At 39.8% G+C, this 24,908-nt stretch carries 25 protein-coding genes; 8 read left to right on the top strand and 17 right to left on the bottom strand.

Annotation, left to right across the window (positions count from 1 at the left end):
• Positions 1 to 319 precede the first annotated feature (319 nt).
• Together A7967_RS16840 and A7967_RS16835 are read right to left on the bottom strand one after the other, a co-directional pair.
• On the bottom strand, positions 320 to 2,173 hold the full coding sequence (locus A7967_RS16840; protein ID WP_054206243.1) for a TonB-dependent receptor plug domain-containing protein: 1,854 nt from the start codon (positions 2,171 to 2,173) through the stop codon (positions 320 to 322).
• 523 nt (positions 2,174 to 2,696) lie between these two features.
• Positions 2,697 to 3,101, bottom strand: a complete 405-nt coding sequence (locus A7967_RS16835; RefSeq protein ID WP_405631904.1) for a hypothetical protein — start codon at positions 3,099 to 3,101, stop codon at positions 2,697 to 2,699.
• A gap of 400 nt (positions 3,102 to 3,501) precedes the next feature.
• Here A7967_RS16835 and A7967_RS16830 point away from each other — a divergent pair, with 400 nt between their 5' ends.
• A complete protein-coding gene (locus tag A7967_RS16830) occupies positions 3,502 to 3,963 on the top strand; it encodes an ExbD/TolR family protein (RefSeq protein ID WP_054206245.1) in 462 nt (153 codons plus the stop codon).
• A gap of 566 nt (positions 3,964 to 4,529) precedes the next feature.
• Here the strand turns inward: A7967_RS16830 and A7967_RS16825 are convergent.
• Both A7967_RS16825 and A7967_RS16820 read right to left on the bottom strand, forming a co-directional pair.
• Positions 4,530 to 5,702 carry a GGDEF domain-containing protein gene (locus A7967_RS16825; protein WP_054206246.1) on the bottom strand — a complete coding sequence of 391 codons (1,173 nt, stop codon included), beginning with the start codon at positions 5,700 to 5,702 and terminating at the stop codon, positions 4,530 to 4,532.
• A 136-nt stretch (positions 5,703 to 5,838) separates the two neighbouring features.
• The gene (locus A7967_RS16820) at positions 5,839 to 6,732 is read right to left on the bottom strand and encodes a TIGR01777 family oxidoreductase (RefSeq protein ID WP_054206247.1); all 894 of its coding nucleotides are present in this window, start codon (positions 6,730 to 6,732) and stop codon (positions 5,839 to 5,841) included.
• A 130-nt stretch (positions 6,733 to 6,862) separates the two neighbouring features.
• Here A7967_RS16820 and A7967_RS16815 point away from each other — a divergent pair, with 130 nt between their 5' ends.
• A complete protein-coding gene (locus tag A7967_RS16815) occupies positions 6,863 to 7,903 on the top strand; it encodes an AI-2E family transporter (RefSeq protein ID WP_054206248.1) in 1,041 nt (346 codons plus the stop codon).
• 63 nt (positions 7,904 to 7,966) lie between these two features.
• Here the strand turns inward: A7967_RS16815 and A7967_RS16810 are convergent, their stop codons facing one another.
• The 5 genes from A7967_RS16810 to A7967_RS16790 form a co-directional block, all read right to left on the bottom strand.
• Positions 7,967 to 8,374 carry a hypothetical protein gene (locus A7967_RS16810; RefSeq protein WP_054206249.1) on the bottom strand — a complete coding sequence of 136 codons (408 nt, stop codon included), beginning with the start codon at positions 8,372 to 8,374 and terminating at the stop codon, positions 7,967 to 7,969.
• Positions 8,361 to 9,698, bottom strand: coding sequence for an ATP-binding protein (locus A7967_RS16805; protein WP_054206250.1), 1,338 nt, complete (start codon positions 9,696 to 9,698; stop codon positions 8,361 to 8,363). The genes A7967_RS16810 and A7967_RS16805 overlap by 14 nt, the downstream gene beginning before the upstream one ends.
• On the bottom strand, positions 9,692 to 10,366 hold the full coding sequence (locus tag A7967_RS16800; RefSeq protein ID WP_016709350.1) for a response regulator transcription factor: 675 nt from the start codon (positions 10,364 to 10,366) through the stop codon (positions 9,692 to 9,694). The genes A7967_RS16805 and A7967_RS16800 overlap by 7 nt, the downstream gene beginning before the upstream one ends.
• A gap of 3 nt (positions 10,367 to 10,369) precedes the next feature.
• Positions 10,370 to 10,633 carry a PepSY domain-containing protein gene (locus tag A7967_RS16795; protein WP_054206251.1) on the bottom strand — a complete coding sequence of 88 codons (264 nt, stop codon included), beginning with the start codon at positions 10,631 to 10,633 and terminating at the stop codon, positions 10,370 to 10,372.
• 390 nt (positions 10,634 to 11,023) lie between these two features.
• Positions 11,024 to 11,326 carry a YciI family protein gene (locus A7967_RS16790; RefSeq protein WP_054206252.1) on the bottom strand — a complete coding sequence of 101 codons (303 nt, stop codon included), beginning with the start codon at positions 11,324 to 11,326 and terminating at the stop codon, positions 11,024 to 11,026.
• A 211-nt stretch (positions 11,327 to 11,537) separates the two neighbouring features.
• On the opposite strand from A7967_RS16790, the gene A7967_RS16785 reads away from it, so the two are divergent.
• Entirely contained in the window at positions 11,538 to 12,962 is a 1,425-nt protein-coding gene (locus A7967_RS16785) for a sodium-dependent transporter (RefSeq protein WP_054206253.1), read from the top strand.
• Positions 12,963 to 13,011: 49 nt separating this feature from the next.
• Here the strand turns inward: A7967_RS16785 and A7967_RS16780 are convergent, their stop codons facing one another.
• Positions 13,012 to 13,653 carry a CPBP family intramembrane glutamic endopeptidase gene (locus A7967_RS16780; protein ID WP_054206254.1) on the bottom strand — a complete coding sequence of 214 codons (642 nt, stop codon included), beginning with the start codon at positions 13,651 to 13,653 and terminating at the stop codon, positions 13,012 to 13,014.
• 60 nt (positions 13,654 to 13,713) lie between these two features.
• Positions 13,714 to 14,301 (bottom strand): inner membrane-spanning protein YciB, encoded by a 588-nt coding sequence (locus A7967_RS16775; RefSeq protein WP_054206255.1) that lies wholly within the window; start codon positions 14,299 to 14,301, stop codon positions 13,714 to 13,716.
• A 197-nt stretch (positions 14,302 to 14,498) separates the two neighbouring features.
• Between A7967_RS16775 and A7967_RS16770 the strand changes: the two genes are divergently transcribed.
• A complete protein-coding gene (locus A7967_RS16770; RefSeq protein WP_054206256.1) occupies positions 14,499 to 14,768 on the top strand; it encodes an HU family DNA-binding protein in 270 nt (89 codons plus the stop codon).
• A 53-nt stretch (positions 14,769 to 14,821) separates the two neighbouring features.
• Here the strand turns inward: A7967_RS16770 and trpA are convergent, their stop codons facing one another.
• The 6 genes from trpA to A7967_RS16740 are packed head-to-tail and all read right to left on the bottom strand — an operon-like array spanning position 14,822 to position 21,461.
• A complete protein-coding gene (trpA, locus tag A7967_RS16765; RefSeq protein WP_054206257.1) occupies positions 14,822 to 15,649 on the bottom strand; it encodes a tryptophan synthase subunit alpha in 828 nt (275 codons plus the stop codon).
• Positions 15,646 to 16,830, bottom strand: coding sequence for a tryptophan synthase subunit beta (trpB, locus tag A7967_RS16760; RefSeq protein WP_054206284.1), 1,185 nt, complete (start codon positions 16,828 to 16,830; stop codon positions 15,646 to 15,648). Before trpB ends, trpA begins: the two co-directional genes overlap by 4 nt.
• 7 nt (positions 16,831 to 16,837) lie before the next feature.
• Positions 16,838 to 18,202 carry a bifunctional indole-3-glycerol-phosphate synthase TrpC/phosphoribosylanthranilate isomerase TrpF gene (gene trpCF, locus A7967_RS16755; protein ID WP_064435886.1) on the bottom strand — a complete coding sequence of 455 codons (1,365 nt, stop codon included), beginning with the start codon at positions 18,200 to 18,202 and terminating at the stop codon, positions 16,838 to 16,840.
• Positions 18,195 to 19,265, bottom strand: coding sequence for an anthranilate phosphoribosyltransferase (trpD, locus tag A7967_RS16750; RefSeq protein WP_054206259.1), 1,071 nt, complete (start codon positions 19,263 to 19,265; stop codon positions 18,195 to 18,197). Before trpD ends, trpCF begins: the two co-directional genes overlap by 8 nt.
• 8 nt (positions 19,266 to 19,273) lie before the next feature.
• Positions 19,274 to 19,891, bottom strand: a complete 618-nt coding sequence (locus tag A7967_RS16745) for an aminodeoxychorismate/anthranilate synthase component II (RefSeq protein ID WP_054206260.1) — start codon at positions 19,889 to 19,891, stop codon at positions 19,274 to 19,276.
• 1 nt (position 19,892) lies between these two features.
• Entirely contained in the window at positions 19,893 to 21,461 is a 1,569-nt protein-coding gene (locus tag A7967_RS16740; RefSeq protein ID WP_054206261.1) for an anthranilate synthase component 1, read from the bottom strand.
• Positions 21,462 to 21,882: 421 nt separating this feature from the next.
• Between A7967_RS16740 and rnm the strand changes: the two genes are divergently transcribed.
• The 4 genes from rnm to A7967_RS16720 all read left to right on the top strand — a co-directional run bounded on the left by rnm (position 21,883) and on the right by A7967_RS16720 (position 24,907).
• Positions 21,883 to 22,740 carry an RNase RNM gene (gene rnm / locus A7967_RS16735; RefSeq protein ID WP_054206262.1) on the top strand — a complete coding sequence of 286 codons (858 nt, stop codon included), beginning with the start codon at positions 21,883 to 21,885 and terminating at the stop codon, positions 22,738 to 22,740.
• The gene (locus A7967_RS16730) at positions 22,733 to 23,353 is read left to right on the top strand and encodes an L-threonylcarbamoyladenylate synthase (protein ID WP_054206263.1); all 621 of its coding nucleotides are present in this window, start codon (positions 22,733 to 22,735) and stop codon (positions 23,351 to 23,353) included. The genes rnm and A7967_RS16730 overlap by 8 nt, the downstream gene beginning before the upstream one ends.
• A 14-nt stretch (positions 23,354 to 23,367) precedes the next feature.
• Positions 23,368 to 24,201 (top strand): segregation and condensation protein A, encoded by an 834-nt coding sequence (locus A7967_RS16725; protein WP_054206285.1) that lies wholly within the window; start codon positions 23,368 to 23,370, stop codon positions 24,199 to 24,201.
• A 151-nt stretch (positions 24,202 to 24,352) separates the two neighbouring features.
• Positions 24,353 to 24,907 carry a cytochrome b gene (locus tag A7967_RS16720; RefSeq protein ID WP_054206264.1) on the top strand — a complete coding sequence of 185 codons (555 nt, stop codon included), beginning with the start codon at positions 24,353 to 24,355 and terminating at the stop codon, positions 24,905 to 24,907.
• Position 24,908: the final 1 nt, after the last annotated feature.

Here is a 24,908-nt window from a genome sequence, read left to right as displayed (position 1 = left end):
GGTTATATACCCAAGCCACCTCAAGATGCAGAATTCAGCGTTTCACAGGAGCTTAATATCAAGGCGTTACTTTGCAACAATGGCCATCCTTTTTAAGAAGTAACAACGATGAGAGTAAGTCCCTGTGAAACGCCCAACGGGTTGGTTTTAAAGCGATTTATACTGCGCTAATTTTATAAGGGATTGATTTTAATAATAAAATCACTATTGCTTGCAATCAATACCTTGCCTAAATCGCTTTAAATTCCTACTGAAACAGCATCTTGAGATGGTTTGGGTATAGGAACTAAAGCCTCCTTTGCGAAGGCTTTATATGCTGTTACCAGCTGTAGGTTGCACTGAGTGTATATTGTTCACCACGTCCTGGGGTGCCTGGGATCTCTTCAAATGATTCGCCCCACACGTTATCCGCTGCAAGCGTAATAAAAAAGTTTTCAAATTGATGTGGCGTTATTTTTAAGGTTAGGTGCGTAAATAACGCGTCATCATCACCATTTCTAAGCGTGTTTTCGTGTTGTTTACGCCATTCATTATCAATGCGAAACTCAAGTAAATCGCTTGGGGTCCAAATCGCGCCAAGGGTTAGCCTGTGATCAGGGTAGTTTAATGCGTAAAAACTGGCATCTATGTCTGCAACGCCATAATCTTCTGATTTATTTAAGAAGGTGTAGCTTGCAATAACTTCTGCGGTATCAAAATGTTTAGTGGCAAAAAATTCAACGCCAGATGTATCAATATCAACCGGGTTTGCAAAGCGGGCTGATGTTGAATTTAAACTGTAGGTCCAATCGGTTAAATTTTCATCTTGGCGATAAAAGAGGGCAGAGTTAAACACCCAATTTTGCTGCTCAAAAAGTAAGCCTAGTTCTAGGTTTTTAGTTACTTCACGTTCAAGCGAATAGTTACTTCTAAATAAGCCTCCAGAGTCACTACCGCCAATGGCAGTATAACCAGCCACTTGGCTTGCTTGTGCGTACGATAAATAAAGTGCTCGTTCAGTACCATCTTGGGTTACTGTATTCCAAGTAACATCACCAATGAGTGAAATGTCAGAATCGTCTCTATTTGTATCGTCAAAAGTGGCACCAAGGCGCATAGTAATGCTTTGATTAGTTTCAAGTGTTACTTTATATTCAGGTAAAATACTGACCTTATAGTAACTGCGCGACGTAAAGTTATTTTCTAAAGTCGTTGATTCAATCGAATCTTCAATATACTGCGCAGAGTAATTGAGCGCGAATGAATCATTGCGAGCATGACGACCTGAGAGCGCCAGTGATTTTACTTCGCTCTCATGAAACGCCTCAAACATAGATGGGTTTTCACGTGAAAAAACATAATGGTCGTTATGTTTACGATAATATGCAGATATTTCAAACTCACTGTCGGCTGCGTATTCTTGCTGATGGTTTAGCATCACTAAGCGGGTTTCAAGATCTTCGGTTTCATTTACATTAAATGGCGTATACATATTTGGCCAGCCAAAAAACTTTTCTTGATAGCCAAAGAACAGGTCGGTTTGTGATTGAGGGCCGGTTAATTGTACACGTGTTGATGCGCGGCTAAAGTCATGATCGCCATTATCAATTGAGCCATCGCTTTGAGAGTGAGAAAACTCACCTTCAACTCCCACACGCCACTCATTAACTCCCTCTAGCGGTAGGCTAACAGCGCCATGTAAGCTTTGTCGATTAAAATCATTATTACCAGCACCAAGCGATACACTACCTCCTGTGTTAATTGGCTTCCAACCAAAAGAGACCGTTCCGACTGAACTATTGACACCATAAAGTGCGTTATCTACCCCTGTTATGACTTTAGGGCTCGTTAACATCTGTGGCGCAATAGGAATTTCAGCAAAGTAATGGCCTGACTGTGGATCAAATAAAGTGGCGCTGCCGACTCTAAAACCAGTGTTTTCAAAAATACCGCCGCGAATAGTCACATCTGCTTGCGCTTCAGCCATATTGCGTGATTGTAAATCAACCCGAGGGTCGTATTCTAAGTTAGAAACTGGAGAGTCGAAGGTACCGACAGGTTCTTTGTTCGCTGTTGGTGACGCTTCAATAGTGATTTTTTCTATACTTTTTGTATCGGTCTCGTCTGCTGCGAATGACAACGTTGATATACTACATAATAAGGCTGGTAGAGTGAGGTGTACCGTTCGGATCATCTTAAGTTCTCTTTTTCGCGTAGTCTACAAAGTAGCGCTTAGGGGCTAATATTTAATAACTTTGATTGTGGCGCCATTGTATCTTAATGCGAGAAAATTGCATTTACTTATACTTTATAAACACAACATATTGCTTCAATATTTAGGCGTTTTAATCACTTAGCGAATGGGGTGGTGTGGCTATACATGTAAAAGGATTTTGAATTAGGGGTGTGGGCAATCATCAAAGGCTGAATATAGCTAGGGTGTGTTGACCTTTACTGATTGATTTTGCAGCAGTCTATTTGGTATTTAGGCAAGGCAGCGCCTATGGTGTGTGGTGTTTCTCATAAATAGGCGATAATGCAGTATAAATGTCAAACAGGCGCGCTGTCCAAAGGGTTCTTTCTAGGGGCGTGAGTAGGACGCGGGTTTACTTAGCCCGCTCGATTCCAAACCTCGGTAACCTGATATTTGTTAGAGGCTGCAAAGTCAGTTAAAGTACGTGCCTTGTTATAAACAAGGCTTGCAATTATGTTTAGATTTAGCGTGCGAAAGGGTCTGCATTTATTTTATCAACGTACCAGTTGCCTTTTTTACGTACCATTTTTACACTGCGCATATCATCGACTTTATTCCCATTAAGATAGCCGGTAAAAATGAGGTTAATATTTGCTTTGTCACCATATTGCTCTCTCAAGCTCATATTGGTCATATCAACTTCAATCGTCACTTCATCAAATTGCATGTTAATTAAGTTTCGTGCAAATTGTTTAGCGGTGCCATAGGACTTCATGATCCTAGCCATTTTTGGCGTAGCCATACTACTGGCTTTAGTAAGATCTTTTTCGTTATATAACACATCAAAGAATAATGCGGCGCTATTGCCTGGTGTATTGTTTTCACCTTTTGGTGAATCTTCACTACCACAACCGTTTAAAAGTAACATAAGCGTAATAGTGCAAAGTGTAATAAATGATTTCATTCTGATTTTAGAAACTTATTAGTGATGATTTAGTGTGTGACTAAACAGTGCAGATGTAAAGTTTACTGTAAACATTAATGGCAATAGATATAAAAAGTAATAAAAAAGACTGTGTAAAAAGCATGTCAGATACCGCGCACAGTATTTCAAAGTTTGCACAAACATGTGTTATTCGTTAAAAATGTTATTCACACTGGTGGTTAAGCCGAAGTGTCGCGCAAAGAATTATAGAGCCGTTTATAAAAATACTCAGTGAGTTAGTTACAGCAGGGATACAAAAGTTACCATTAGCGCATTGTTTATAAATAATAAAACTATAAAGTTACCAATAAATGAATGGCTGTATTAGGCAGGAGTATACAGTATGAGAAAAAAACGAAAAAATGGATTAACTACAGGCGTTTTAAATACCCAGCCTTACATGGATTTAGGTTTTGTATTGTTAATTTTTTTTGTTATGTTGTTTTCTTTTCAAAAAGAGACCGCAGTTGAGGTAATTAAAGGCACAATGCTTGATAATTGTGGTAGTTATCGCAACTGGTGCGCGCACAACCCAGCCATTAGAGTCTCATTGAATCGCAGTGGATCGTTGCGATTTTCACATGATAAAACAACATACAATCTCAGTGAAAAAGAAGCTATAAACCAACTGATTTTTGAGATGCTCTCTGAGCTCCCGACTGATCGAGTGTGGTTATTTGTAGCGGATGATGTGCCATTGAGTTTGAGTCTTGAAGCTACTGATATATTCAAAAAGCAAGGGATTACGCATATTGTCTGGGGTAATACCAATCGGCATAAATATTTGAACAATTTAACGAACTAAATCACGCTATAACGTTGTTGAAATTTTTATTTAGAACAACTAGATATAAAGATTTTTGCCTAGGGCGTGTTGACCTTTCGTGATTGATTTTGCAGCAGTCTATTTGGTATTTAGGCAAGGCAGCGCCTATACTGTGTGGTTGTTCCCCATAAATAGGCGATAACGCAGGATAAATGCCAAACATGCGCTGCCCAAAGGGTTCTTCCTAGGGGCGATTAACTCTTTGTTACCTACACGGATGTAGGTAAGGGGCGTGAGCAGGACGCGGAAGCTTTGCTCGGTTTTTACTTATTCTCACATGGATGTGAGCTAGTAGAATAACGCAGGAGCAGTTATCGAGCCCGCTAGGTTACAAACCTCGCGCCGCGATTAAATCGCTCCTAGATTGAACAAATTTCAATCCACAAAGGTCAACACGCCCTAGTTATAGCGCAATTTTCTTGTCATTAAATAGGCCCCATATCTACGCAGATTAGTATAATCTATAAAGCGATAGGAAATGCTAATTTTGGAGCCTGATTAAGCATGTAAATCCAGTCTCTAAAAGTGAATCAAGAAAGCTGCATTTACATTGTGTTGTTTACCATTTGGCCTGCTTGATGGTCGCAAATAACAACTTGATCTCTGCCTTTAGCTTTTGCAATATATAAACGCTTGTCAGCTTGATCTAACAGTGTCTTAATAGATGCATTCGCATCATAACTGCTACTGATCCCTACACTTACTGATAAATCAATAGAGTTACCTTTAAAGTGTAAGCTATGTTCCCTTATGGCATCACACAAGCGCTGTGCAGTTTCTTTAGCTTGATATAACGATTGATCTGGGAGCAATAAGGCAAACTCTTCACCACCAATACGCGCAGCAATATCGTGGTCATTCAGCTGTGCCATAATATGTTGAGCAATCCATTTTATTGCGGTATCACCCGTGCTGTGACCATATCTATCATTCACTCTTTTAAAATGATCTATATCGATCATAACAACAGCAAAAGATTGTTGATGTGCAACACCTTGTTTTAGCAGTGCTTGTCCTTGCATAAAAAAACCACGACGATTTAACAAGCACGTTAACGTGTCGTGATTGACAAGGCGTTGAAGTTTTTCTTCAATATTTACAAATAATAAAAATGGTAATACTAGGGCTGTAGCAGTTGCCAAAATAATGTGGTTGATCAAAATAGTTTGTAGAGGTTGATGAAAATCAAGCACTGTATTTGTTATATGCGGGGCTGCTAGCATCATGCTTTGTATGTACATAATAATACTGTGGCTAATAAAACACGCTGAGAGTATTTTTTGCTGTATAGGAGCGGCGCATTTCATTTTATGTACTAAATAAGCTGCGTACATAAAGAGCGTTGCAATAATAATGCTAGTGACCATTTGCCCAGCGGTAACCGCGTAAATAGGGAGTAATATAATAGCACTTACAAAAATTAAGGTTAAAAAATGACGGCTAGTACGGCTATGAGTATGAGTCACTTTTTGTAAACCAATAATTGCCAATACAGGGCTAATTATTATGCACAAATCAGCAAGGTAGTGGGTAATAAATGTATTGTCTAAAACAATACGTAAACAAGCAAAAATTTGTGCAACAACAAACACAGCACAAGAAGCCCCTAAATATAAGTAACACCGTTGTTTTTTATAATTATAAACGGTAATAAAAAAGCCGCCGATGAGTATATTCAACAGCAGCGATATGCTAATTACAGTAGGTAAATGAAGCATTAATAATTTGCTCAGCTCGATTGACCGATTTAAGTCAATAATTACAATTGTGATGCAAGTATTATTTATTAGCGTTTAAATAGCAAGGTAGTATTAAATTATTGTTTTTTGATTCTCATCTTATGGTTATTTATTATCATCCCAATAGGTTTTCTAATGCTAGGTCCAATGTAGGGTAACTAAAATTATAGTGGCTATTAAGTGCTTTTTTCGGTTGAACATATTGACCGTAAAGTAATAAATCAGCCATTTCACCCATTGCTAATTTTAGTATCCATGCAGGCATTGGAATTTTAGCGGGGCGGTTCAATGCTTTCCCTAAATGTTGACTAAACTCGGCATTTGATACTGGCGCTGGTGCGGTCATATTAATTGCACCACTGAGTTGTGAATGCGTGAGCATGTGGATAATTAGATTAATCATATCCTCAATATGTATCCATGACATACCTTGGCGACCACTGCCAATAGGTCCACCTAAACCCAGTTTAAAGGGGGGCAGCATTTTTGCTAAAGCACCGTTATTATTTGCTAAGACGATACCGGTACGTAGTAAGCATACGCGGGTATCAGTTGACTGAGCACTCAGTGCTGCTTGTTCCCAATCATTACATAGGTGGTGGCTAAATTCAGGTGTTACATCAACAAACTGCTCGTCAATGTGGGTGCTGGATTGCCTGCCATAAAACCCTATAGCACTGCCTGATATAAACGTATGCGGTGGTGTATGGCATTGCTTTATCGCATTACTAATTTGTTGGGTCAGTGTAATACGACTATTACGCAGAATACACTTTTGTTTATCACTCCAACGTTTATTTACAATGGGTTCACCCGCCAAGTTAATAACACAATCTAGGTCGTTAAAATCAACGCTAGTGAGGGCATCAATGTAATGAATGTTTGGTCCAAGTTGTTGCGTTGCTTTACTTATATTGCGAGTAAGTACTGTTAGCTTATGGTCCTTGTTCAATGCGGAGCATAAATAGCCGCCGATTAAGCCAGTCGCGCCAGTGATCAATATGTGCATAAGAGGTTTCTTTTTAGTAGCAATATTAATGTTATACGAAAGATAGACGGCTTTGATCACTTTGCAAATATTTCATTTGATTAACTTTTCACATACACTAACCGCAGTTTTTATTTTCAAGGATTATAGTTTGGCTGGATTAACTGGAGTAAACAAAAGTTTAGTTATTTTCGCGGCATTAGTAATTGGTTTAGCAGGTATAAAAGCAGCAAGTGTTATTGTTATCCCGTTTGTATTAGCTGGATTTATTGCCATTATTTGTAATCCTTTATTAAGCTTTTTTGGTCGCTATAAAATACCGAAAGGTATTGCCATTATGCTTGTCATGCTAATGGTAGTGGGTGTCGGTGTAAGTCTTGGTGGCCTAGTTGGTCAATCACTCACTGATTTTTCACAAGATTTACCACAATATAAAGCACAACTTAAAGAAGAGTTTATTTGGCTGGTGGATGTCGCTGCGAGCTATAACATATTAATTAATAAAGAACAGCTCATATCGATGTTTGATCCCGGAAAAATGATTGATGTTGCCACAGGTATGTTAACTGGGCTTGGTGGAGTGATGGCAAACCTGTTCTTAATTATTTTGACCGTAGTATTTATGTTATTTGAAGGGCCAATGTTAAGCCATAAAATTCATATGGCGTTAGATGATCCTGATATGAAGATGAAGCAGATAGACCGCTTCTTAAATTCAATTAACTCATATTTAGCGATTAAAACGGTGGTGAGTCTTGGTACGGGTTTACTGGCAGCATTATTATTGTGGACTTTGAACGTTGACTACTTTGTGTTGTGGGGGGTAATCGCCTTCATGTTTAATTATATCCCTAATATCGGTTCTATTATTGCTGCTATTCCTGCGGTTCTCCTTGCATTAATAACCCAAGGCCCTTTAATCGCTGGTTTTGTTGGGGCGGGTTACTTAACAATTAATACAGTTATGGGTAATATTGTTGAGCCAAAGTACATGGGTAAGGGGCTTGGTTTATCTACATTGGTCGTATTTTTGTCATTGATTTTTTGGGGCTGGCTATTAGGTACGGTTGGCATGTTACTGTCTGTACCATTAACAATGATAGTGAAAATCGCACTCGAGACCAGTGAAGAAGGCCGATGGCTAGCAACTTTATTAGGAAATGGTGAAGAACTAGAAGGGTCAAAAGAATAGCTTTGACTAAAATTGTAACCAACACGTTACCTGTGTTGGTTACTTAGGTGCGCATTACGCTACCTATAAAGGTTGTTTTAAAGTGGCTATGTATTGATCTAATAGTAAAATCTCACAGCGTTTATATACTATTGCCGCTTGGGTGGCGTTGGGCATCTTTTGCAGATAGCGCCAACGGCAGCTGTCTTCTAAAAAGCGAGTGTGAGAAGTTAAACTACGAGTAAATATAGGTAAAAGTTGCGTGTTCCCCGTATCCTCTTGAATTTTTTCTAAATCTAAGTTGAGCTTATTGATCCACGTTTTTTGTGTTCTCTTTAAGTTAGCAATGTTTCTATCTAAACATTGAATATACTTTTTAGCTTCATTAGTGGTCGCTTTATCATCTAAGATACAGTCATCCATACTTAAAGCATTTTCAGTAAAGAGCAGTATTAATGCACATAGTAAAGTTAAGCTATTATTTTTTATCATTATAATTAAACTCTAATATAAAGTTAGCACCATTTAAGGTGTGAGAATCTAAAATGGTAAGTGTCCCGTTATACGATTTTACTAAATCTGACACAATTGCCATTCCTACACCATGGCCATTTTCATATGTATCTAAGCGAGTTCCGCGAGTGAGTAAAGACTCACGTTTATCAATAGGTACGCCAGGGCCATCATCACTTATAGCAACGCTGAGGTTTTTATCTTGTATTACATGGATAGCAACTTGTGAACGACACGCTTTACATGCGTTATCAATTAAATTACCTAATAGTTCAAGCAAATCGGTTTTATCACCTAAAAAGTACTGCTTGTCAGTGACATCGCAAGTAAAAATAATATCTTTGTCTCGGTAAACTTTGCTCATAGCACTGAGTATTGAATCAATAACAGGCTTGATCATGGTTTGTTTTTTCCATGTATCAGCTGCACCAGTTGCAGCTCGCTTTAATTGATGTTCGATCATTACGTTGATACGATCAAGTTGTTCTTGAGCATCAGCGTCATTGGCCAGTGGACTTGATTTTAACACGGCCAAAGGCGTTTTAAGCGCGTGTGCTAAGTCACTTAAAGAAGCTCGATAACGCTCTTTTTGACGTTGTTGGGTCTGCAGTAGTAGATTTAAATCAGCTTTTATTGTTTGCAGCTCTATGGGATATAGGCCTTTTATTTCTTGAATATCACCCGATTCAATGGCTTTTATCTCTTTATCAAGACGCTGTAGCGGACGTGCGCTCCAAACAAACCCAATAGCCATTAATGCTGCTATTGCAACACCCATTACATACATCCAATTGACGAGTGTTTGTTTAAAACCGTCCATTAAACGCAGTAGGGCATCATTACGCTTTAATAATATAAAGCGCGCTTGTTCCGATTGATCAATATTACCTAAAATGACCGTTAGACTTAATTGCCAATAAGCAGTCCCTTTGTACTCAATACGGCGAAAATCAGCAGAGCCAGCACGTGCTTCGATACTTTGTGGGGCAAAATTTACATTAACCGCAGACTCAGAATGCCAAACGGGCTGTTCATCGCGATAGATCATTGCATACGTATCAGAATTTAAACGGTTCAGTTCTGGGGCTAAAATGGTACTGGGCATAATAATGCCGCGTTCCGTAAAATCAACCTCTGAAATTAATGAGTATAAATGGGCTTCGAGGGTTTTTTCGGTGGCTTCGATTAATGACGCGTAGTATGCCTTACCAATAGAGAAAAATAAAATAGGTAAGGCGACCAATAAAACAAAGACAAGGATAAATCCTTGCCTTATTTTAAGCGATATTTGCGACGCTACCACTGGCTTTTGAGCCTGTAACCACGTCCACGTAGGGTTTCTACCGGGTTTAGTGTGCCATCAGGGTCGAGCTTTTTACGTAAGCGCAGTACGAACACTTCAATGACGTTTGAATCTAAATCAAAATCTTGATCATAAATATGCTCGGTTAATTCAGATTTAGAGATTACTTTTTGCGGGTTAACCATTAAATACTCAAGAACTTTGTATTCATAGGCCGTCAGGCTTAATTCTCTGTCATCAACCCATACTTGTTGTGAGCGCGTATGAATTTTAATTGGTCCAGCAGTCATTTCTGGATTTGCTTTACCTGCACTGCGTCGAATGAGGGCATTACAACGTGCAATCAATTCTTCAACATGAAATGGTTTTGTTAGATAGTCATCAGCGCCCGCATCAAGGCCTTCTACTTTATCTTGCCAACGATCGCGTGCAGTTAATATAAGTATAGGAATGGTAATCCCTTGCGCTCGCGCTTTATTGATAAGTTCAATACCATCTATTTTTGGTAAACCTAAATCAACGACCGCCATATCAAGAGGGTATTCAGTGATATGGAATAAACCAGCTTCGCCGTCATGACATAGATCAACACTATAGCGTTCTTTTTCTAATGCATTGCGTAGATTATCTGCTAGGTGTAAATCATCTTCAATTACTAAAATTCGCATTTTTTAATCCTTTTTCGCTTCGCCGGTTTTTTTATTTACGTGAATGTCGACAACATGGCCGTCAGCTTTTAATATTCTTACGGTATAAACGTCATTTTGTACGGTAATTTTGAGAGTTTTACCATCTTCTATTTTTTTAGCAAGCTCAACCGCTTGTTTTTTTGTGATGGGTGTTTTATTTACCTGAGAGTCAGCATAACTATTATTCGAAAAAGAGAACGAAAATAGTGTAAAAATGACGACGCCAAGGGCTAATAACATACGCATGATGGGCAACTCCTAAACCAGACCTTGTTAGTTTAATGAACCAACTAGCTAAAACTCAAGTAAAAATCATGAAAAACATGATTTAAGCTGGATGAGTTTAATTAACAACTCGTGAACAAACACTGAACTGTGCAGCTCAAATTGCAATTATGAGACTAGGGATATACCCAAGCCACTTCAATATGCGCGTTTCAGTTGGAATTAAAAGCGATTTAGGCACGCCCGTTATAGCGCAGTGTTCTTGTCATTAAATAGACCCCATATCTACGCTGATTGGTATAATAGTGGTTCTATTGTTCAAATCAATAACGCCGTATAATTCGCTTTTAAACCAACTCTGTGAAGCGCTGAATTCTGCATCTTGAGTTGGTTTGGGTATAATTTTAAGGTTTAAGCTGGGAATACTTTTTTAAAGGGTTTAACAACAGAATTGTCATATACCCCACCACTGACATAAGGGTCGGCAGCAGCCCATTCACGTGCAGCTTCTAACGAGTTAAATTCAGCAATAACTAAAGAGCCTGTAAAACCAGCTTCACCTGGGTCATCATTATCAACTGCAGGAAGAGGGCCTGCAGTGAGTAATCTGCCTTGTTCATTTAGCTCTTGTAAACGTGCTAAATGGGCTGGTCGGGCTGCCTTTCTAAACGCTAAGCTCTTGTCAACATCAGTTGAGTAAATCATATACAGCATAGTGTGTTCTCTACATTTTAATATTATTGAAATTGTTTCGATATTAGCACAGCAGATCTGTTAGGCGAATAAATTGCGATTACTTAACCTTTGATTTGTTGACTGTGTGGTTTACAGCCACATTATACTTTTAAACTGAATATGCTTGAAAAGCCCAGCACAACACTGTTAGAGTCGCTGGGATGTTAAAAAATAATAATAAGGTTTTTAAATGAGCGATAATCGTGAGCACTTTAGCTCTCGCCTAGGTTTTATATTAGCAGCGGCAGGCTCTGCAGTTGGTATAGGTAACTTAGTTGGGTTTCCTGTCTCGGCAACAAAAAATGGTGGTGGTGCATTCTTACTTATTTATGCACTGTTTGTCGTTTTTATTTGTTTACCCGTAATGATGGCTGAGATGGCAATGGGCCGCCAAGCACAAAAAGATCCATTAAATGCATATAAGTTGCTCTCTGGTAATGATAAAAAGTGGACGTTTGCAGGCTTTTTAGCTGTATTAACCCCCTTTATGATTGCTGTTTTTTATATGGTTATCACCGTGTGGATATTTGGTTATTTAAGTCAAGTAGCACTCGGTAATTTAGATATGTTGGCTGACCCTAAAAGTTTTGGGGTATTTATAAATAGCTCAAGCGTGTTCGGTTATATGGCGGTTGTGGCGCTAATTGTTAACTTGATTCTTGTCGGTGGTGTTAAGCAAGGGATTGAAAAGGCAGCGAAATTTTTAATGCCAGCGTTGTTTGTATTATTAATCGCGTTGGTTGTTTATGTACTGACCCTTGATAATGCTATGGCAGGTGTTAAATACTATATTATCCCTGACTTTACTAAAATGAACGCGAGCGTACTCAATGGTGCATTAGCACAAGCATTCTTTTCATTGTCTTTAGGTATGGGTATTTTAATGACCTATGCATCGTATATTTCTAAAAAAGACGACATTGTAGGCAGTGCTAAAATGGTTGCGGTAACAGATTCGTTAGTTGCATTTATTGCCGGCTTAATGGTGTTACCAGCAATCTTTAGTTTTAATCCAGAGACAGACCCAACTAAGCTTTCAGATTCTTCTGTATCAATGATTTTTGAATTTCTACCAAAAATATTGTTAGCACTACAAACTGATATTGGTTATGTAGGCGCATCAATTGTTGCGTTTATCTTTTTCTTATTAGTATTTTTTGCGGCGATAACATCATTAGTATCAATCGTTGAAGTACCAACGGCAACATTATGTGATCGTAAAGGTATCAGCCGTAAAATGGCGTTGCTTATCTTAACGGGTAGTATTGGTGTACTGACAGTATTGTGCACAATGTCATTTGGTATGGTTGAAGGATTAACATCATTTACCAACTATGGCGGTGGTTCAAAAAGCTTATTTGATATTGTGTATGATGTGTTTTACGACACAATTTTACCGCTTAATGGTTTGATGGTATGTTTATTTGTTATGTACCGCTGGAAGAAAGTTCGCTTAAGTGAAGAGTTAAGCCAAGGTTGCCCTAGTTATGCGGGTAGCTTTACTGAAAAGTACGTAAACTTTTCTCTTTCTACGTTTATTCCTGTGATATTAACAGTAATATTGGTAAATACTGTTGCGACGAAATTTTTTGCAGTGAGTATATTTGGTTTTTAAGTTAGGTAGTTTTTGATTCAAAAGCCGCGCTATTTAGCGCGGCTTTTGTTTAAGGCACTATTGCAGAATCTAAATATTGTCCTATCCCCAATGTAAACATCCACAAGCCCCACAAGCTATGCTCAATTACACACACAAACGTCGAACGGCTTTGTGCATAGGTGAACGCAAATAATAAACCGCCAATAAATGCGAGTATTACAGCCACCCAATTAGCATAAACAATATGCGCTAATGCAAATACCGTGGCACTGACGAGAATTCGCACCGTTTTGTTTGGCATAATGCGCTTATATCGATGAAAAAAGTAGGTTCTAAATATTAATTCTTGTGGCATCACAGACAAAACAGGATAAAGAATGAGTAACATTAACCAGTCTTGAAGTGAGTTTCGTGGCATAACAAACCAATTTCCTTGATTAATTATTCCGTAGAATACGCCAGAAAATAGAGCACCTATAAAAAAGAAACTAAACAACCGACGTTTAACAGCCGAAAATTGGCCAAGGCTGGTAATCCTAAAGCGTTTAAAGTGAGGATCACCAAGTAAGAGCATGCCGCATACACTCATTAATATAATAAGTGCGGGGATCAGCCAGTTTGCTAAATAAGCACGCAGATAAAACCCAATTAAAGGCAAGCAAATAAATATAAGTGTAAATTCAAACCAGCGGTATTGATTGGCGTTCAAGGTCGTCTCAGCGTGATTTTGTATCCTAGGCTAACAAGTAAAGACGACAGATTTATGACGTTAAAGGTGTTTACTATCGACTTCGTCATCTTCATCAGGTAAGTATTTATACAATATGATCATAGTGGTAAAAATACTGATAAAAGTAATCCCCATTAAACCAAATACTTTGAAGTTAACCCAAAAATCGAGTGAGAAGTTATAGGCAATGTAAATGTTTAATGCTGATATTCCGGCAGTAATGGCCATCCATAACATGTTGAGTTTATCCCAGAGAGACTCTGGTACGGCAACCTCTTGCTCTGATTCAAATGCTGTTTGCAAAACTGAACTCAGTGCTTTCTTGACTAAGTTTTTGCCAAAAAAGTAGCGGCTGATGAGTAAGCTTAAAGAAATTACCGCATAAATAATGGTCGCTTTAAATTTAACAAACTGTTCATCATGAAAAACCAGTGTCAGCGTGCCCAAAATGATGGCAATGGCAAAAAATAGCCATTGGCGTACAGGGACATTACCTGTTTTAAAATAAGAGTAAGTCACCTGAATCAATGTGGCAGCCATTAATAGGGCTGTTGCCCAGTAGATATCAGTCAATTTAAAGACCACAAAAAATAAAATAAGCGGAATGAATTCAATTATTGCATGCATAGAATGCCCGTAATTTTAATACCAATTTGATAAAACTTGTATAACACCAAAATAATTGCAGTGGTTGTATCAACTTATTGTGTTCTTTACAAGGTTGACTTAGGGGTAACTAACCCTTAGCCTGCTTGGCTTTGTATTCGACCATTACCAAAATCCGTGAACCTAGTTAGGTTTAGCGGCGTCTTTAGGAGCATTTTATGAATAAAGCAGAACTTATCAGTGCCATGTCAGCACACAGTGAATTAACTAAAAAAGACTCTAAAGCAGCTTTAGAGAGTATGTTAGCGGCTATAACTAAGTCATTATCAGAAGGCGATCAAGTGCAAGTTAATGGTTTAGGTACGTTTGCGTTAAGTTATTATCCGGCAAGAGCAGGGCGTAATCCGCAAACGGGCGCAGTGATTGAAATTGAAGGCGCTAACAAGCCGGTTTTTAAGCCCGCCAAAGCGCTAAAAGATAACCTTTGAGGCATTGTTAAATAAAAAGGGCCTATTCAGGCCCTTTTTTAATGAATGGTGTTTTAACGTACTGTAGCCGCTTTCATCGTAGCTACAAACTCTTTTAAACCACTTAACATAGCTTGCGGGTTATCAAGGTTTGTTTCAATAATTTTAACCACCGCAGAGCCTGAAATAGCGCCAGCAGCGCCAGCAGCCAAGGCTGCCTTTACATCTTCCGGCGTTGAAATACCAAAACCGAGTAATGCTGGTGCACTGTGATACTCTTTTAGTTTAGTAACAATAGAGTTCGCTGGCATTTGTGCTTTGGTCTCAGTACCTGTCACACCAGCACGTGAAAGCAAATAGGTATAACCGCGGCCATAAGATGCACATTGACGTAGTGTGTCATCAGGCGCATTTGGTGTGGCGATAAAAATTGGGTCAATGTTATTACTCATTGCAGCTTGTCGAAACATTTTAGATTCGTGAAGTGGTACGTCAGCCACTAAAATTGAATCAACACCGACCGCTTTGGCATCTTTATAAAAAGCTTCTAGGCCCCGTTTAAACACCAAGTTTGAATATAACAGTAAGCCAATTGGAATATCTGCATTGTATTGGCGCACTTGCTTAATGATATCAAAACAATCTTGCGTGTTAATGTGTACATCAAGGGCGCGAATGTTTGCCGCTTGAATAACCGGGCCATCAGCAATAGGGTCTGAAAATGGGATCCCTAATTCAAGCGCATCTGCGCCACCATCAATTAAACTTTTAATTATTTCAACACTAAGCTCTTTATTTGGGTCACCTATAGTCACAAATGGGACAAATGAGCCTTGATTTTGCTCGCTTAATGCTGCAAACATTTTGCCGTAGCGGTCGGTTTTTTGGTCAGTTTGGCTCATGCGTTTTCTCCTTTTGAAAGTACATCCATAACATGTGCTAAGTCTTTATCACCACGGCCACTTAAATTGACCACTAAAATGGACTCCTCAGTTAGCTGCTCCGCATACTTGAGTGCGTAAGCAAGCGCATGGCTTGATTCTAGCGCAGGAATAATCCCTTCATTTTTAGCCAGTAGCTGAAATGCTTCAAGTGCTTCTGTATCTGTAATACCCACATACTGAGCCCGGCCAGTTTCATGTAAAAATGCATGTTGTGGGCCCACTGCAGGGTAATCAAGACCTGCTGAAACAGAGTATGATTCCTCTATCTGGCCATCATCGTTTTGCATAATATAAGTATATGTACCGTGTAAAATACCTTTGGTGCCTTTGCAAATTGTTGCGCCATGTTCGTGAGTATCAAGGCCTTTACCCGCAGGCTCGACCCCGATTAATTTAACACTAGGTTCGTCAATAAAGTCAGTAAACATACCAATGGCGTTAGAGCCACCACCAACACAGGCTAGTACAGCATCAGGCAAACGACCTTCTGCTTTTAATATTTGTTCTTTTGCTTCTTCACCAATTACCTTTTGAAACTCACGGACAATGGTTGGGAATGGGTGAGGGCCTGCGGCTGTGCCCAGTAAATAGTGTGCTTCTTTATAATTTGCTGACCAGTCACGCAGCGCTTCATTTACAGCATCTTTAAGTGTGCCAGAGCCTGCGGTTACAGGAATAACTTCTGCGCCCATTAGTTTCATTCTGAATACATTAGGTTGCTGACGTTCAACGTCTTTTGCGCCCATGTAAATACGGCACTTTAAACCCAGTAGTGCGCATGCAAGTGCTGTGGCTACCCCGTGTTGTCCGGCACCCGTTTCAGCAATAACTTCTTTTTTGCCCATGCGCTTTGTTAATAATGCTTGACCTAATACTTGGTTGGTTTTATGCGCGCCACCATGGAGTAAGTCTTCACGTTTTAAGTATAGTTTGACTTTTGGGTTTTTAATTAAGTTACGGGTTAATGTAAGCGGTGTAGGCCGACCGGCATATTCATTAAGTAACTTTTCAAGTTCAACTTGAAAAGCTGGATCTGTTTGTGATTTATTGAACTCATTTTCTAGTTGTTTTAGCGCTGGAACAAGCAATTCTGGGACAAACATGCCGCCAAATTCGCCAAAGTAAGCTGGATTATTCATATTAACCTCAATATTTGCGGATGCTGATAAACGCATCATTTAATTTTTGTTGGCATTTTTTGCCTGCGCTTTGCTCAACCCCAGAGTTTAAATCTAGGCCATGAGCACCTTGGTATAAAGCGCCTTGAATATTGTCTGCATTTAAACCACCTGCGAGCATAAACGGCTGTTTTACATCTTTTAAAATTGCCCAGTCAAATGTTTTACCTGTACCGCCAGCTTGTGTATCACTGTGGGTATCGTATAGGTGACGATCAACGCCACTAATAGGTTCAGGCAAGCTATCTTTAATTGCTTGAGCTTTCCAAATTTGACAGCCACGCGGCAGTAAAGGGCGCAGTGTATTTATGTAATCATTGTCTTCTTGGCCGTGTAATTGCACTGCAGATAGCTTTAAGCTTGTTGCATGCTCAGCGACATTTGTAATGCTTTCATTTACAAATACACCCACATAAGCGAGCGGGGCGCTTTGAGTTATTTGTAAGGCGCAATCAAGGTCAACATAACGCGGTGATTTAGGCGCAAAAATTAATCCACCAAATACCGCACCACTTTTATAAGCATTAATGGCATCTTCACTGCGAGTTAAACCACAGACTTTGTTTTCACCTAAAATTACGCGACGACACGCGCGTTCTAAATCAGGTTCAGCCATCAATGAACTGCCAATTAAAAAGCCATTACACAAAGGTGCTAAGCGTTTTACATCTTGATGGGTATAGATACCAGATTCAGAGATCACGACTTTGTCATTAGGAATAAGTGTACGCAGTCTTTCGGTTGTAGCTAAATCAGTACTTAAATCACGTAAATCACGGTTATTAATACCGATGATCTGTGCATCAAGAGCTAATGCACGCACTACTTCTTCTTCATTGCTCACTTCAGTCAAAATAGCCATGTTTAAGCTGTGCGCTACGCTTGCCAATAGTTGATACTGTTTATCATCAAGCACTGATAACATTAACAATATTGCATCGCCACCATAAATTCGAGCCATGTAAACTTGGTATTCATCAATAAAGAAGTCTTTACAGATCAGTGGCTGTTCAACTTGGCTGCGTACAAACTCTAGGTAATCAAAACTTCCTTGAAAGTATTTTTCATCTGTTAATACACTAATACAGGTGGCGTAGTTTTTATAAACATTTGTAATTTCAGCTAAGTCAAATGGCTCTCTAATCAGGCCCTTCGAAGGAGAAGCTTTTTTACACTCTAAAATAAACTGTGTACCAGGTGCTGCTAAGGCTTTATAAAAATCACGATTTGTTGGTACTGCTTGTGCTTTAAAGCTCTCAAGGGGGCGCTTTGCTTTACGCTCAGCCAGCTCTATTTTCTTATCTGCGACGATTTTGTCTAATACGTTAGCCATTGGTTACCTCTGAGTTTGTTACGGCTTTATGGCTTTGCTCTACAATAGTGTTTAATGTGTTTAAGGCGCGACCACTTTTTAAAACCTCAACGACGTGTTGTGCGCCTGCTTTAAAGTTTTCGACTTTACCAGTGAGATACAACAGTGCGGCAACATTGACGATAATTGCTGCATTATGCGCATCCGTCCCTGTGCCTGCTAAAATGGCGCGACTGGCATTGGCGTTATATTCTGGACCTTCACCGGCGAGTTGTTCAAGTGAATAGTTTGCAAGACCAAAATCAGCAGGGCTGAGTGTGTACTGGCGAAGTTCTCCATTATTAAGCTCTACAACGGTCGTTTTACCATGCAAGGCGATTTCATCGGTGCCGGAACCATGAACTACCATAGCGCGCTTTGTACCGAGGGTTTTTAGTGTTTGCGCCATCGCTAAGCATAAGTTTTCGTCGTATACACCGAGCAATTGCACTTCAGGTGCTGCGGGGTTTGCTAAAGGCCCTAAAATATTAAAAATAGTACGGGTTTTTAACGTTGTCCGTACTTCCATCGCATGGCGTACGCCACTGTGGTAATGCGGCGCAAACAAAAAGGTAAACCCAGTTTGTTCTAAACACGCAACGGCTTGATCTGGTGTCATATCAATATTAATACCCAGCGCTTTGAGTAAATCGGCGGAGCCTGAGTTACTCGATACACTGCGGTTACCGTGTTTGACCATATTAATCCCGCAGGCGGCTGCAACAATGGCCGCGGTAGTACTAATATTAATGGTATTTGAGCCATCGCCGCCAGTGCCGCAACTGTCAGCTAACATTGCTAATTTTGTATTAAAAGGAACGGCATTAGCACGCATGGAAGCAGCTGCGCCTGCAATTTCGTCACTTACTTCACCTTTGAGTTTCAATGCGACTAATAATGCTGAGAGCGCAATATTATTTACTTTACCTTGCATTATCGCATCAAATAACTGTTGGCTTTGGCTAAAGCTTAATGATGTTTGTGTAAGTAACACATCAATGAGGGCACTTGTGTTGTGCGTGGCTGATTGTTGATTTACTGACATAAAGTCCTCTACTGCTTTGCGTTAGCTAAAAATTGCATACTTTGTTGAAGTAGCGCGGCGCCATTTGGCGTCAAAATAGACTCAGGATGAAATTGATAACCCAAAGCATGATCTTGCGCATGATAGATTGCCATTGGAATTGCTTCATAGTTAGCAATTACTTTTACACTATCAGGTACCTGCGTTGCCATAAGTGAATGATATCGGGCTACTGGTATACGCTCCCCCATACCTGCAAAAACGGGGTGTTCACCAAGTTCAATGATTGACGACTTACCATGTACGGTTTCGCCAGCATGGCCAATAACCCCACCATAGCTTTGTGTCAATGCTTGTTGGCCAAGACAAATCCCCAGCATGGGGAAGTGTCCTTTACATAGTTCAATCAATGCCATTAAACAGCCTGCGGCTGAGGGCGTACCTGGACCGGGTGATAGCACTAAAATGACCGGCTTAGTTTCGTTGCACATTTTTTCAAAAATAACCTGTGCATCTATGTTGTTACGATATACCACTAAATCGCTGCCTAACATAGAAAGTTCATCGACTAAGTTATAACTAAATGAATCAAAGTTATCTAAAAAGTAGATTTTTACATCCGTTAGTTTAGTGTTAGTTATGCTCATTTTAGTGTCCTTGATACGTCGATTGAATCGCTGTGATAACTGCTTGTGCTTTAGCGCGAGTCTCGTTTGCTTCAGATTGCGGGTCAGAGTCATGTACCACACCAGCACCTGCTTGAACGTAGGCTATGTTATTTTTTACAAAGGCTGAGCGAATAACAATACAGCTATCCATTGCCCCATCACCAGTAAGGTAACCTACCGCGCCACCGTAACTTCCTCGACGTTTACCTTCAGTTTGACGTACTAGCTCTGCGGCACTGACTTTCGGTGCGCCAACAAGTGTACCCATATTCATACAGGCTTGATAAGCATGCAAGGCATCAAGGTCAGGTTTTAAAGTCCCCACAACGCGAGACACTAAATGCATGACTTGAGAATAGCGGTCTACTTTTAATAGTTCTTTGGCATGACGAGTACCGGGTACGCTAATACGGGCTACGTCGTTACGTGCTAAATCGACCAGCATCAAATGTTCAGCACGTTCTTTTTGATCATTACGTAGCTCAAGCTCAATACGGCTATCTAAATCAGGATTAATTTGACCATTGGCAAACTTACCTCTGGGGCGGGTGCCTGCAATTGGATACACTTCAACTTGTTGTGACTGTGCACAAAACTTTAAAGCTGACTCCGGAGATGCACCAAACAAAGCAAATTCACTATCGCGCATGTAAAACATATACGGGCTTGGGTTTTGTTTTTTTAGTTGGCTGTAAGCATGTAGCGAGTTTGCACATGGCAGTGAAAAAGTGCGCGATGGAACAACTTGAAAGATGTCACCATCAACAATGTGTTTTTTCAAACTTTTGACCTGTTGGCAGTAAACTTCGTCGCTGATATCAACAGTTACATCACTGGCGCCCATTGTTTGTGTTGCACTAAAATTATCAGCTTGGTCGCATAATGTATTTAAGCGTTCAAGCTTCTTTCCTACCTCAAAGCAATTAGCATGAACATCAGGGCCGTTAAACACATTTCCAATGAGCTCCGTTGTTTTAGCTTGATGATCAATAATGACAAGGGTTTCGGCTAAATAAAATACATAATCAGGGCAGCTGTTATCGCCATCAGGAACATCACTTAGTTGTTCAAAGTTGGCCACCATATCGTAGGCAAATACACCGCCTAAGAATAGCGAAAAAGGATTGTTAGTGGTGCTGTTAATATTATTTATACAGCAGCGTAGAGCACTAAATGCGTTATCGGCGATAAGCTTAGTGGCTTCATCAATGTCGCTATCACAGCCCTTATACTCAATAGTCAGGGTTTGTTCGCTTAGTTGAGTGTGGCAATTTTCTAACTTACTTTGTAAATAAGGCAACAATTGCTGACCATTATTAGATTGCGCTGTTACCGTAACTGTTTTACCCGCGCAGATAATTTTAAGCGCACAATCGACTAAAATTAAACTCTTAACACTGTCTTTAGAATCAATTTCGGCTGACTCTAATAACAATGAGTTGTCTTTATCAAGCAGCCCGTAAAGAGCTAATGGGCTATGGATGTACTCTCGCACTTGGGTGATGCTGGTAACTTCACCTGGCGTTGTTGTTATATGACTAAAAATCAAACCTCATTCCCTCAAAAAAATAAACCCCGCAAGCTATGCTATGCGGGGTTTGAATAACGATATCTATGTTTTAGATAGACCATTACCGTCCCGCTATACCAGGCGCCACCACCAATGATGTGTAAGAGTTGCTACGTTATTCATGTTTGTTACCCTAAAATTTAAATATAAAAAAACCCGCAATAAGCGGGTTTGAATGTGTTAGACACGACAATTCGTCACCCGATAATTTACGAGTGCCACCACCAGATAGTGTTTTGGATTGAATTGGTCATTGTTTTTGTTCTTAATGTGTCTCAAGTGGCTACAGTAAACCGTATCAACGGCGTTAATGTCAAGTATTTATTAAAAACAATTTATTAAAATTTTTTGTTATACTTAATAACAACTTTGGCACATTTAATATGAGCAGTCTTCTCTTTTGATAAAATACGATTTACACAGCCACACTACGCATTCTGACGGGCAACTAAGTGTTGAGCAGTTATTATTGCGTGCAGTTGAAAAAAATATAGATGTGTTTGCGATTACGGATCATGACACTATCGCTGCGGTGAAACCCGCTCAAGCCTATATAAAAAACGAGTCTCTGCCATTAACCTTGATCACAGGTGTTGAAATTTCCACCAAGTGGGAAAGTTTTGAGATCCATATTGTGGCATTAAATGTAGATATCAATGAAGAAGCATTGACCAGTTTACTCACTATACAGCAACAAAAGCGTGCTGCTAGAGCAATAGAAATTGGCCGACGCTTAGAAAAAAATGGCTTTGATGGCATTTATGAACAAGCGCAGGAGCTTGCTGGTGATGCACAGATAACCCGCGCGCATTATGCAAGAGCGCTGATCACGCGTGGTGTTGCAACCACAATACCAGGCGTATTTAAAAAATACCTTGGTCGTGCAAAAACAGGGTATGTGCCAAGTGATTGGTGTGACATGAAAACGGCGATTACGGCAATTCACGCCGCAGGTGGCGTCGCTGTTGTTGCCCATCCTGGGCGTTATCAAATGTCGAATAAGTGGCTGCGCAAATTATTAAGTCAGTTTAAAGATGCTGGTGGCGATGCAATGGAAGTTGCACAACCACAACAAGCACCCACTGAGCGACAGTTCTTGGGTGAATTGAGCCGTGAATACGGCTTACTGTGCTCGCAAGGGTCTGATTTTCATTTTCCTACTAGTTGGCTAGAATTAGGAAAAAACTTATATCTGCCAAAAGATTGCCAAGGCGTTTGGCAAACTTGGGAAGGGCAAGAAGGAGTAACACATGAGTGATTTTTTTCATATTCATCCAGATAATCCACAACCACGATTAATTAATCAAGCAGTCGATATAATTAAGAAAGGCGGGGTAGTGGTTTACCCGACAGATTCAGGCTATGCAATAGGCTGTAATTTAGGGAATAAACAAGCCAAAGAGCGTATTGAACGTATTCGTGGCATTGAGAGACACCACAATTTTACATTAGTGTGTCGCGATCTATCTGAGCTTTCGACCTATGCTCGCGTAGATAATCAATTGTTCAGGCTAATTAAGAATAATACTCCTGGGCCGTACACATTTATATTCAAAGGAACTAAAGAAGTCCCTAAACGGCTATTAAATGACAAGAAAAAGACCATTGGTATTCGTGTAATAGAGCATCCAATTACCTGTGCGTTACTCGCTGAATTAGGCGAGCCATTGATGTCGTGTTCATTAATATTACCCGGTGAGCAGTTTACAGAATCTGATCCAGATGAAATTCGCGATCGCATAGGCCCTTTGGTTGATTTAATTATTCATGGCGGTTACTTAGCCGAACAAGCAACGACAGTGATTGATCTTTCAGAAGATACAGTTGAAGTGCTACGTGTTGGCTGCGGTGATACAACTCCATTTGAATAACCTTGTTAAACACCATGAGTGAGCGTGTCACTGAACAGGTAGCTCAAACACAAGAGCTGGCGCAGCGAAAGCTGCCGCTGGCTTTTTTGCATGGCAAAGAAGTAATGAATACGCCGCAAGACTTATATATTCCGCCTGATGCGCTTGAAGTTATTTTAGAAACCTTCGAAGGGCCGCTTGATTTACTTCTGTATCTAATTAAAAAACATAAACTCGATATTCTTGAATTGTCTATTTTTAGTATTACAGAGCAGTATGTTCATTATGTTGAAATGATGACCGAGTTTCAACTTGAGTTAGCAGGCGAGTATTTAGTAATGGCAGCCTTGTTAGCGCAAATAAAATCGCGCTTATTATTGCCCAAACATGAAGAACTGGAAGAAGAAGAAGATCCTCGGGCTGAACTAATACGCCGATTACAAGAGTACGAACAATTTAAGCAAGCCGCAGAAAATCTTGACGATATTCCACGCGTTGGTCGTGATATTTATATTGCACAGGCGCTGGTGCCAGAGCAAGATGAGCAAGCGCAGTTACTCCCTGATGTAGATCTAAAGGATTTATTGTTTGCCCTTAGCGATGTGATGGCACGAGCAAAAACGCTGGAACACCATCAAATCACAGCTGAAGCACTATCAACCCGTGAACGAATGAGCTTAATATTACAAAAACTATCACAAGCCAGTTCACAGCTTCCTTTCACTGACTTATTTATCTTTGACGAAGGGCGCAGCGGGGTGGTAGTGAGTTTTATCGCGATGTTAGAACTAATTAAAGAAGGGTTGATCAGTTGCCTACAAGTCGATCCAACCACACAAATATATATTGGCTTAGTTGAACAAAACTAATTTCACCCACTCAAAGTAATTATCGTGAAGCTTTAACTCGCAAACCCGTAACAAGTTATGTGCATATATGCACACAACTTGTTTGTTATTCGCTATTTTCTTTTAGTTAGGGACGGGCTATTCTGGCGTTACTGGTTTAGGGAGTCTTTCTATGTTTAAAAATACTCACTCGAGTTATGGCTTAGTTACCATTGTTTTGCATTGGCTGATGGCATTGATAGTTATAGGTCTTTTTGGCCTAGGTTTATATATGGTCGAGCTTACTTATTACGATAGCTGGTATCGTGGTTCGATGGATTTACATAAAAGTATAGGGATCACACTTGCGGCATTATTGATATTTAGATTAGCGTGGCGGGTAATGGGCACACAGCCAAAACCTGTTGAAGGTTCAAGTAAAGTAGTGAATAAAGTCGCGCACTTTGCACATTTACTTATCTACATGTTATTGATTGGTATTGTTATTTCAGGGTATTTGATTTCGACTGCGGATGGTCGTGCGATTGAGGTGTTTACGTTATTTAGTATTCCCGCAATTGACTTATCGGTAGAAAATCAGGCAGATATTGCAGGTAAAGTTCATTACTGGGCGGCATGTAGTTTGATCGGCTTAGTAACGTTACATGCACTTGGGGCATTAAAACATCATTTTATCGATAAAGATAAAACCTTAATTAGAATGATCAAACCATTAAAGGATGATTAAT

Origin of the sequence: Pseudoalteromonas neustonica, from assembly GCF_001653135.1 — a bacterium.
Lineage (GTDB): Bacteria > Pseudomonadota > Gammaproteobacteria > Enterobacterales > Alteromonadaceae > Pseudoalteromonas > Pseudoalteromonas neustonica.
This window is presented reverse-complemented; position numbering and strand designations above follow the sequence as displayed.

Coding starts and splice junctions, on each gene's coding strand:
- A7967_RS16775 (WP_054206255.1), bottom strand. CDS start 14,301: ATGCATGCAATAATTGAATTCATTCCGCTTATTTTATTTTTTGTGGTC.
- A7967_RS16730 (WP_054206263.1), top strand. CDS start 22,733: ATGAGTGATTTTTTTCATATTCATCCAGATAATCCACAACCACGATTA.
- trpCF (WP_064435886.1), bottom strand. CDS start 18,202: ATGGCTAACGTATTAGACAAAATCGTCGCAGATAAGAAAATAGAGCTG.
- A7967_RS16785 (WP_054206253.1), top strand. CDS start 11,538: ATGAGCGATAATCGTGAGCACTTTAGCTCTCGCCTAGGTTTTATATTA.
- A7967_RS16720 (WP_054206264.1), top strand. CDS start 24,353: ATGTTTAAAAATACTCACTCGAGTTATGGCTTAGTTACCATTGTTTTG.
- A7967_RS16790 (WP_054206252.1), bottom strand. CDS start 11,326: ATGCTGTATATGATTTACTCAACTGATGTTGACAAGAGCTTAGCGTTT.
- A7967_RS16745 (WP_054206260.1), bottom strand. CDS start 19,891: ATGAGCATAACTAACACTAAACTAACGGATGTAAAAATCTACTTTTTA.
- A7967_RS16725 (WP_054206285.1), top strand. CDS start 23,368: ATGAGTGAGCGTGTCACTGAACAGGTAGCTCAAACACAAGAGCTGGCG.
- A7967_RS16820 (WP_054206247.1), bottom strand. CDS start 6,732: ATGCACATATTGATCACTGGCGCGACTGGCTTAATCGGCGGCTATTTA.
- A7967_RS16830 (WP_054206245.1), top strand. CDS start 3,502: ATGAGAAAAAAACGAAAAAATGGATTAACTACAGGCGTTTTAAATACC.
- A7967_RS16825 (WP_054206246.1), bottom strand. CDS start 5,702: ATGCTTCATTTACCTACTGTAATTAGCATATCGCTGCTGTTGAATATA.
- A7967_RS16770 (WP_054206256.1), top strand. CDS start 14,499: ATGAATAAAGCAGAACTTATCAGTGCCATGTCAGCACACAGTGAATTA.
- trpA (WP_054206257.1), bottom strand. CDS start 15,649: ATGAGCCAAACTGACCAAAAAACCGACCGCTACGGCAAAATGTTTGCA.
- A7967_RS16840 (WP_054206243.1), bottom strand. CDS start 2,173: ATGATCCGAACGGTACACCTCACTCTACCAGCCTTATTATGTAGTATA.
- A7967_RS16835 (WP_405631904.1), bottom strand. CDS start 3,101: ATGTTACTTTTAAACGGTTGTGGTAGTGAAGATTCACCAAAAGGTGAA.
- trpB (WP_054206284.1), bottom strand. CDS start 16,830: ATGAATAATCCAGCTTACTTTGGCGAATTTGGCGGCATGTTTGTCCCA.
- A7967_RS16800 (WP_016709350.1), bottom strand. CDS start 10,366: ATGCGAATTTTAGTAATTGAAGATGATTTACACCTAGCAGATAATCTA.
- A7967_RS16795 (WP_054206251.1), bottom strand. CDS start 10,633: ATGCGTATGTTATTAGCCCTTGGCGTCGTCATTTTTACACTATTTTCG.
- trpD (WP_054206259.1), bottom strand. CDS start 19,265: ATGTCAGTAAATCAACAATCAGCCACGCACAACACAAGTGCCCTCATT.
- A7967_RS16810 (WP_054206249.1), bottom strand. CDS start 8,374: ATGATAAAAAATAATAGCTTAACTTTACTATGTGCATTAATACTGCTC.